General features: G+C 63.5%; 6 protein-coding genes. All 6 read right to left on the bottom strand.

Annotated elements, in window-relative coordinates; translation table 11 throughout:
* Positions 1–225 precede the first annotated feature (225 nt).
* The 6 genes from ENJ37_04650 to dnaJ all read right to left on the bottom strand — a co-directional run bounded on the left by ENJ37_04650 (position 226) and on the right by dnaJ (position 6,828).
* Complete coding sequence (locus ENJ37_04650) at positions 226–1,413, bottom strand: hypothetical protein (protein HHL39772.1); 1,188 nt, start codon at positions 1,411–1,413, stop codon at positions 226–228.
* Between the two features lie 79 nt (positions 1,414–1,492).
* Positions 1,493–2,491, bottom strand: coding sequence for a galactose-1-phosphate uridylyltransferase (gene galT, locus ENJ37_04645; protein ID HHL39771.1), 999 nt, complete (start codon positions 2,489–2,491; stop codon positions 1,493–1,495).
* Positions 2,492–2,609: 118 nt separating this feature from the next.
* Entirely contained in the window at positions 2,610–2,981 is a 372-nt protein-coding gene (gene dksA, locus ENJ37_04640) for an RNA polymerase-binding protein DksA (protein ID HHL39770.1), read from the bottom strand.
* Positions 2,982–3,027: 46 nt separating this feature from the next.
* Complete coding sequence (gene moaC, locus ENJ37_04635; protein HHL39769.1) at positions 3,028–3,504, bottom strand: cyclic pyranopterin monophosphate synthase MoaC; 477 nt, start codon at positions 3,502–3,504, stop codon at positions 3,028–3,030.
* A 514-nt stretch (positions 3,505–4,018) separates the two neighbouring features.
* Positions 4,019–5,734, bottom strand: a complete 1,716-nt coding sequence (locus ENJ37_04630) for a tetratricopeptide repeat protein (GenBank protein ID HHL39768.1) — start codon at positions 5,732–5,734, stop codon at positions 4,019–4,021.
* A complete protein-coding gene (gene dnaJ / locus ENJ37_04625) occupies positions 5,731–6,828 on the bottom strand; it encodes a molecular chaperone DnaJ (protein HHL39767.1) in 1,098 nt (365 codons plus the stop codon). The genes ENJ37_04630 and dnaJ overlap by 4 nt, the downstream gene beginning before the upstream one ends.
* Positions 6,829–7,123: the final 295 nt, after the last annotated feature.

The raw sequence follows: 7,123 nt of genomic DNA, 5'->3' as shown, positions 1-7,123 counted from the left end.
TGCACTGAGGGAACCTTTTTGTAAAAAGGTTCCCTCAGACTCCCTCCAAAAACTTTTAACGCCCTGCGGATCATCCCGATTTTGCAAGCAAAATCGGGATGATCCGCAGGGAATTAAAAGTCTTTGAAGGGGGTCTGGGGGAAACTTTCTTCAGAAAGTTTCCCCCAGGGTAATTAATCAGAGCTTCCATAAGTCCGCATGGAGTGGCAGCCTGCGGATGCGCCCTCACGCCCCGCGGGGAGTCCGCGGGAGCATGACCGTGAAGGTCACGCCCTCGCCCGTCCTGTTGGTGACCTCGATGGAACCCTTGTGCCGCAGTATGATGGTGCGCGTTATGGGGAGCCCCAGCCCGGTGCCTCCGTCCTTTGTGGTGAAGAAGGGGTTGAAGATGTCCCCCACGTGACGGGGGTCGATGCCGCCGCCGCTGTCGGTGAACTCCGCCACGACGAAATCGCCGCAGATACCGGTGGTTACGTCGAGCACCCCGCCTTTCTCCATAGACTGTATCGCATTGATGATCAGGTTGTCAAAAGCAATTTTGAGCTGTTCCCCGTCGCCGAAGGTGAGGAGCCGGCCGCCGCGGCGCGTGCGCCGCACCTCGATGCGGTGGACCCGCAACTGCTCGTCGAAGTTGTGGAGCGAGGCGTCTACGAGCCCGTTCAGTTCGACCTCGGCAAAGCGCGCGCCCCTGTCCTCCGAGTAGCCGACAATGGCCTCAAGAATCTCCTCGAGGCGGCGCACCTCGCTCACGAGGCGCCGCACGTAGGGGGCGCACGCCGAGTCGGCGTCCAGGGACCTGCCGATCCTCGATGCAAGGCCCCCGATGCTCACGAGCGGATTCTTTATCTGGTGCGCCAGCGTGGCGGCCATGTCGCCAAGGGCCAGGAACTTCTCGGCGTGGACGAGCCGCGACTGCATGAGCTTCAGGTCCTTGAGCGATGTACGGAGCCCCCTGTATATGCGGTCGCACTTCATGACCGAGGCCATCTGGAGCGCTATCACCTTGAGGAGCTCCATGGCGTGGCCCGAGAGCCTGTACGGCTCGAAGGACTTCAGGCAGAGCGCGCCGTACAGGCGCGTCGTGTCGGAGAGGGTGAAGACGTAGGCGCTCGAGTACGGCGCAAACCCCTTGTCGGAGTCCAGGGTGCCGCCGTGCGACTCCAGCACCCCGCGCTCCCTGGAGAGACGGCCCACGAGCCCCTCCCCCGCCATGTAGGACCTCTTGCGGCCCGCCCTCGCGCCGTGGACGGCCAGCAGCGAAAAACTCCTCTCGCGCGCGTCGTATTCGTATACGGCGCACTGATCGAAGCGATGGGTCTCGACGAGCAGCCTCGCCACGGCGGCAAGCCTCTTTCTCAGAGCGCCGGGACCGTCGGTAAGCTCTATGACGGTGCTGAGGATGTCGTATCCCATCGGTTCGATCAAGCCTCCGGGGACTCCGGCCGCGAAGGCCCATCGAGAAAGGATGTGCGGCGGGATGGGCGCGGCGCTTTCAGACCTTGGCGTCCCTCAGGAACCTGGCGGCCTCTTCGGGAGGCGTGGGATTGATGTAGAAACCGGAGCCCCACTCGAAGCCGGCCATCTTCATGAGCTTGGGCATTATCTCGAAGTGCCAGTGATAGTGCTGCAACTCTCCGTCCTTGAGGGGGGCGCTGTGGAGGATGAAGTTGTAGGGGGGGAAATTGAGCACCTTGTCTATCTTCCTGAGCACCTCTGAAAAGAGTCTCGCCAGGTCCTCGTAATGGGTCTTCTGGGCGTCCTCGAAGTTGGACTGATGGGACTTCGGAAGGATCCAGACCTCGAAGGGGGCCTTGGGCGCATAGGGGGCCACGGCGAGGAAGTCCTGGCTCTCGGCGACGACCCTCTCGCCCTGCATCGTCTCCTGGCGGATGATGTCGCAGAAAAGGCACCTCTCCTTGTAGTTGAAGTACTCGAGCGAGCCGTCGAGTTCCTCGGCCACCCGCTTGGGTATGATGGGGAGCGCGATGAGCTGGGAGTGGGAGTGTTCGAGCGAGGCCCCGGCCGCCTCGCCGTGGTTCTTGAAGATGAGGATGTAACGGATGCGCGGGTCCTTCTTGAGATCGATGATCCTGTCCCTGTATGCCCAGAGGACTTCCTCGAACTGCTTGGCGTCCACCGTGGAGAGGGTGTCCTTGTGTCCCGGCGCGTCGATTATCACCTCGTGGGCGCCCACGCCGCTCATCTTGTCGTAGATGCCGTCGCCCTCGCGCTCGAGCTTGCCCTCTATCTTGAGGGCCGGGTACTTGTTGGAGACAACCCGGATGTGCCAGCCAGGGGTATTGGGCGCGCCGCCCCCGCTGCGGTAAGCGATGATCTCCGGCGGGGTCTTGTCTTCGTTGCCGGGACAGAAGGGGCAGAACCCCTGTTTCGTCGAAGGCTTGGGGACGAGGAACTCGGAAGGACGCTTTCCGCGTTCCGTGGAGATGATGACCCAGCGGCCGATAATGGGGTCTTTTCTCAGCTCGGGCATGGATTACACCTTTTTTCAGAGGGGATAGCGAAGGCGCCCCCTCCTCGGCGAAGGGGCTGCGGCGGGCCTCCCCGTTCCCATGAAGAAGAGACCGCCGGGGAGCTGCGAGGAAGGCCCTCTACATAACACCCTTCTGCTGGCGCTCCTCCTCTTCCGCCTCTTTCTTGCACTCTATACAGTAGGTGGTGACCGGTCTCGCCTCGAGCCGCTTCTCCGATATCTCCTCGCCGCAGAGCTCGCAGACGCCGTAAGTGCCGTCGTCTATCCTCTTGAGCGCCTCCCGTATCTTGGCGATGAGCTTGCGCTCGCGATCCTTGACCCGCAGAAGGAAGTTCCTGTCCGTCTCGTGGGAGGCCCTGTCGGTGGGGTCGGGGAAGTTGTCGTCCTTGGACGCGCTCATGCCGCTCACGGCCTTGCCCGCTTCGCTCAGCAGGGAGTCGAGCTGGCCGTTGAGCAGTTCCCTGAATTTTTCCAGTCTGTTTTTGTCCATCATCTGCGTAGTATAACCCGAAAGGGTTCCATTGTTCAACATCAATTCAACCGCGCCTCCTGAACTCGCCGCTTCGCCCCCCGCTCTTCTCTTCGAGCCTTATGTCGGAGATGACCATCTCCTTGTCGACGGCCTTGCACATGTCGTAGATGGTGAGGGCCGCCGCCGAGACGGCCGTAAGGGCCTCCATCTCGACGCCGGTGCGCGAGGCCACCTTGACCGTGGCGCTGACGGCTATGGAAGAGGTGTCGCGGTCGGGCCGGAAGTCGACGTCCACGGACGTGATGTTGAGCGGATGGCACAGCGGGATGATCCGGTCCGTGCGCTTGGCGGCCATGATGCCCGCTATGCGGGCCACACCGAGCACATCGCCCTTTTTCATCTCGTTTGCGAGCACGAGCTCCAGCGTCTCGGGCCTCATCGTCACGGAACAGGACGCCACGGCCCTGCGCTCGGTGACGTCCTTGGCCGTCACATCCACCATCTTCGCCTTACCCCGCTCGTCTATGTGCGTAAGCCCCATGGCAGCCCCTCCGTCTCTTTTTTCCGGAAACTCCGATTAACTACTCTGGGGGAAACTTTCTGTAGAAAGTTTCCCCCAGACCCCCTTCAAAGACTTTTAATTCCCTGCGGATCATCCCGATTTTGCAAGCAAAATCGGGATGATCCGCAGGGCGTTAAGAGTTTTTGGAGGGAGTCTGAGGGAACCTTTTTGCAAAGGGTCACAGCCCCACGGTTCCCCCGGGGACCAATCAGAGGCTCCCTGCTGGAAACCCCTCACTCTGCCCGGGCGGAGCGGGGACCGCCTGGGCGCAAAGGCGTAACAAACCCCGCCTGGCGCGCCCAAGCGGCCCCCGCTCCGCCATTCAAGAGACGACGACTCAGGATCGGGCGCCCCCTGGGCGGACTTTTCATGGAAGGACCCAGGGCTCGCGTCCCCCCGCGCTCCCCCCCTATGTTATTCGGGTCTTCGGCGGTCCCTGAGAGGTTCGGCCCGCAAAGGCGTAAAAGACCCCGCCTGGCGCGGGCCGAACCTCTCAGGGACCGCCCCCGCCGGCACCGCGGCCCTCGGCGCCGGACGGCTCCGCCGGGGGCCGCGGCGCCTCCACGATGCGCCTTCCCTTGACGGTAAGCAGGAAGAGCGGCTTTCGGGCCTCGCCGTCGCCGCCCATGACGATATCGCCCGTGGCCCCGTCGAGGCCGCCGCCCTCGAGCAGCCGGCGGCGCACCTCTTCGCGGCTCGATGCCCCGCCCTCTATGGCCGCAAGAAGCATCCTGGCGGCATCGTAGGCGTGGGCCCCGATGATGCCTGGCTCGCGGCCGTAGGTGTCGGTGAAGCCGTTGATGAAGTCCAGCGTCTGCGCCCTGTCGGTGCCCGCGAAGAAGCCGTCGACGAAGACGGCCCCTTCCACGTACTCTCCGGCGAGCTCCACGAGCCGAGGCGAGTTCCATCCGTTGGAGCCGAGAAGCTGCACGTCCTTTATGTTGTAGTAGGCCAGATAAGGCGCGATGATGGAGACCGTGTCGTAGTAGTCCGGTATGTAGAGGGCGTCTATCTCCTTTGCGTAGGTGAACTCCGTTATGTGACGGCGCCCCTCCATCCTCTCCTCCACGGTCACACCGAAGAGCTCCTTGAGCTCCTCGGCGAAGTCGGTCTGCCTGTCGGCGTAACCCATCTGCCCCACGACCGTAGCGCCCAGGGAGAGGACCTCGCGCTTGAAGTAGCCGGCAAGCTCCCTGCCGTAGTGGTTCTTGGGATAGAGGACGGCGAAGCGCCTGAGCCCGAGGGTCCTGACGGCGTAGCGCGCCACGGCGGCGGCCTGCTGTCTGGGCGTCATGAAGTTGCGGAAGACGTACTCTCCCGTCTTCTGTACGTCCTTTCGCTGGGAGAGCTCGATGACCGGTATCTTCGCCTTCTGGGCGGCCTTTCCCACGACCGATGCGGTCCTGCTCAGAAGGGGCCCCACCAGCGCCACCACCCGCTCGTCCGAGGCCAGGCGCCTTACGGCCTTGACGGCGCCGGCCGGGTCTCCGTCGAGTTCTTCGACGACGATCTCCACGTCGGCGCCGTCGCCATCGAAGACACCGGCCGCAAGGAGCACGCCCCTCAGGGCCTCCTCGCCGAAGACGGCGTAATCGCCCTTGAGCGGAAGGAGCGCCCCTATGGCCCTCGGCGGGGGGGCGGACTTGCCGAGCGCCGCGTAGCGCTCGAGCGAGTCGAGCTCGCGCAGGAGGATATGGGCGCGCACGCGCCGGGTGAGCGTGGCCTCGTCGCTTGCGACGACCGAGTCGAGCAGGTCCCGCGCCTCCTTTATGCGGCCGTCGCGGTAGCGGCAGTAGGCGAGCCCGTACAGGGCGTCGAGCTTGAAGTCGCTGAGCGGGAAGTACTCGAGGAGCCTCTCGTAGTAGTAGGAGGCCTTGTCGAACTCCTCTCTCTCCCTGAAGATGTCGGCCGCCCTGATGACGGCCTCGTCGGTCACGTAGGAGAAGGGATGGCTTGCTATGAAGCCTTCGAGCTCGGAGACCACCTCGTCGAGCGGTCCCTTCGTCTCGAGTTCCTCGATGATGGAGGCCAGGAGGCTGCGCGCCGACGACTGGGACCAGTACTGCTCGGCTGCCCCCCGGGCCGGCGTAAAGAGGAGCATGGCGGCGAGGGCGGCGAGCAGGGCTCCTCCTCCCAGGGAGAGCGACGCCCGGCCGGCGCCCCGGCCCGCCTCCGCTCCCTCCCGCCGGCGGGACGGAGCGGCCCTCATCCGAACATCTCCTTGACCTTGGAGAAGAAGTTCTTCTTCAGCGGCGTGGTCTCCTCGCCGCTTATGGCGGCGAACTCCTCGAGAAGCTCGCGCTGGCGCTCGGTGAGCGACGTGGGCGTCTCCACCCTTATGACCACGTGCTCGTCGCCCCGGCGGCCCGTATGGAGGGAGGCGATGCCCTTGGAGGCGAGCCTGAATGTCTTGCCCGACTGGGTGCCCGGCGGTATCTTGAGCCTCACCGGTCCCTCCAGGGTGGGCACCTCTATCTCGGCTCCGAGGGCGGCCTGGGTGAAGCTTATGGGGACCTCGCAGAGTATGTCGTCGTCCTGGCGCTTGAATATGGGATGGGGCAGTACGTTGAGCACGATGTAGAGGTCGCCCGGAGGACCTCCCCTCTCGCCGTACTCGCCCTCGCCGGCGAGACGCAGCCGCGAGCCAGTGTCCACACCGCCGGGAATCTTGACCTTGAGCGAGTGGGTCTCCCTCTTCTTGCCCGAGCCGCGACACTCCCTGCATGGGTCGGTTATGACGCTCCCCGTGCCGCCGCAGGCGGAACACGGTCTCGATATGCTGAAAAACCCCTGCTGGTAGCGCACCTGCCCCTTGCCCTCGCAGGTTGCGCAGCGGGCCGGAGCGGTGCCCGGCCTTGCGCCCGAGCCGCCGCAGGTGGCGCAGGCCACGGTCCTCGGCACCTTGATGGTCTTTTCCGCGCCGAAGGCCGCCTCCTCGAAGGTGATGTCGAGGTCGTAGCGGAGGTCGGCGCCCCTGCGCGGAGCGCTTCTGCGCCTTCCGGCGCCGAAGAAGTCGGCGAAGACGTCGCCGAAGAAGTCCTGAAAATCGACGCCGAAGCCCGGCTCCCGGTGCCCCGCGCCGGTGCCTGCGAAGCCGAAACGATCATAGCGGGCGCGCTTTTCGGGATCCTTGAGCGTCTCGTATGCCTCGTTTATGGCCTTGAAACGCTCTTCGGCCTCGGGATCTCCCTTGTGCTTGTCGGGATGATGCTCGTGAACGAGCCTGCGGAAGGCGCGCTTTATATCCTCCTGCGTCGCGTCACGGTCCACGCCGAGTATCTTGTAATAGTCCTTCTCAGACATCCAAACCCTTTCCGGCCCCCTCCGACGACTCTCTTAAGGGAGCTCTAATTTATTACACTGAGGGAACCTTTTTGTAAAAAGGTTCCCTCAGACTCCCTCCAAAAACTTTCAACGCCCTGCGGATCATCCCGATTTTGCTTGCAAAATCGGGATGATCCGCAGGGAATTAAAAGTCTTTGAAGGGGGTCTGGGGGAAACGTGGGCCTGTGGCCCTTCTACAGAAAGTTTCCCCCAGTGCAATTAATCAGAGTCTCCTTAAGAGATGAGGGGCAGACTTTTTAAGGCCGTGTCCTTC

This window comes from Deltaproteobacteria bacterium, assembly GCA_011375175.1.
Classification (GTDB): domain Bacteria; phylum Desulfobacterota; class GWC2-55-46; order GWC2-55-46; family DRME01; genus DRME01.
Note: the sequence above shows the minus strand (reverse complement) of the source record. Positions and strands in the feature narration are given on the sequence as shown.

Coding starts and splice junctions, on each gene's coding strand:
- moaC (HHL39769.1), bottom strand. CDS start 3,504: ATGGGGCTTACGCACATAGACGAGCGGGGTAAGGCGAAGATGGTGGAT.
- ENJ37_04630 (HHL39768.1), bottom strand. CDS start 5,734: ATGAGGGCCGCTCCGTCCCGCCGGCGGGAGGGAGCGGAGGCGGGCCGG.
- dksA (HHL39770.1), bottom strand. CDS start 2,981: ATGGACAAAAACAGACTGGAAAAATTCAGGGAACTGCTCAACGGCCAG.
- galT (HHL39771.1), bottom strand. CDS start 2,491: ATGCCCGAGCTGAGAAAAGACCCCATTATCGGCCGCTGGGTCATCATC.
- dnaJ (HHL39767.1), bottom strand. CDS start 6,828: ATGTCTGAGAAGGACTATTACAAGATACTCGGCGTGGACCGTGACGCG.
- ENJ37_04650 (HHL39772.1), bottom strand. CDS start 1,413: ATGGGATACGACATCCTCAGCACCGTCATAGAGCTTACCGACGGTCCC.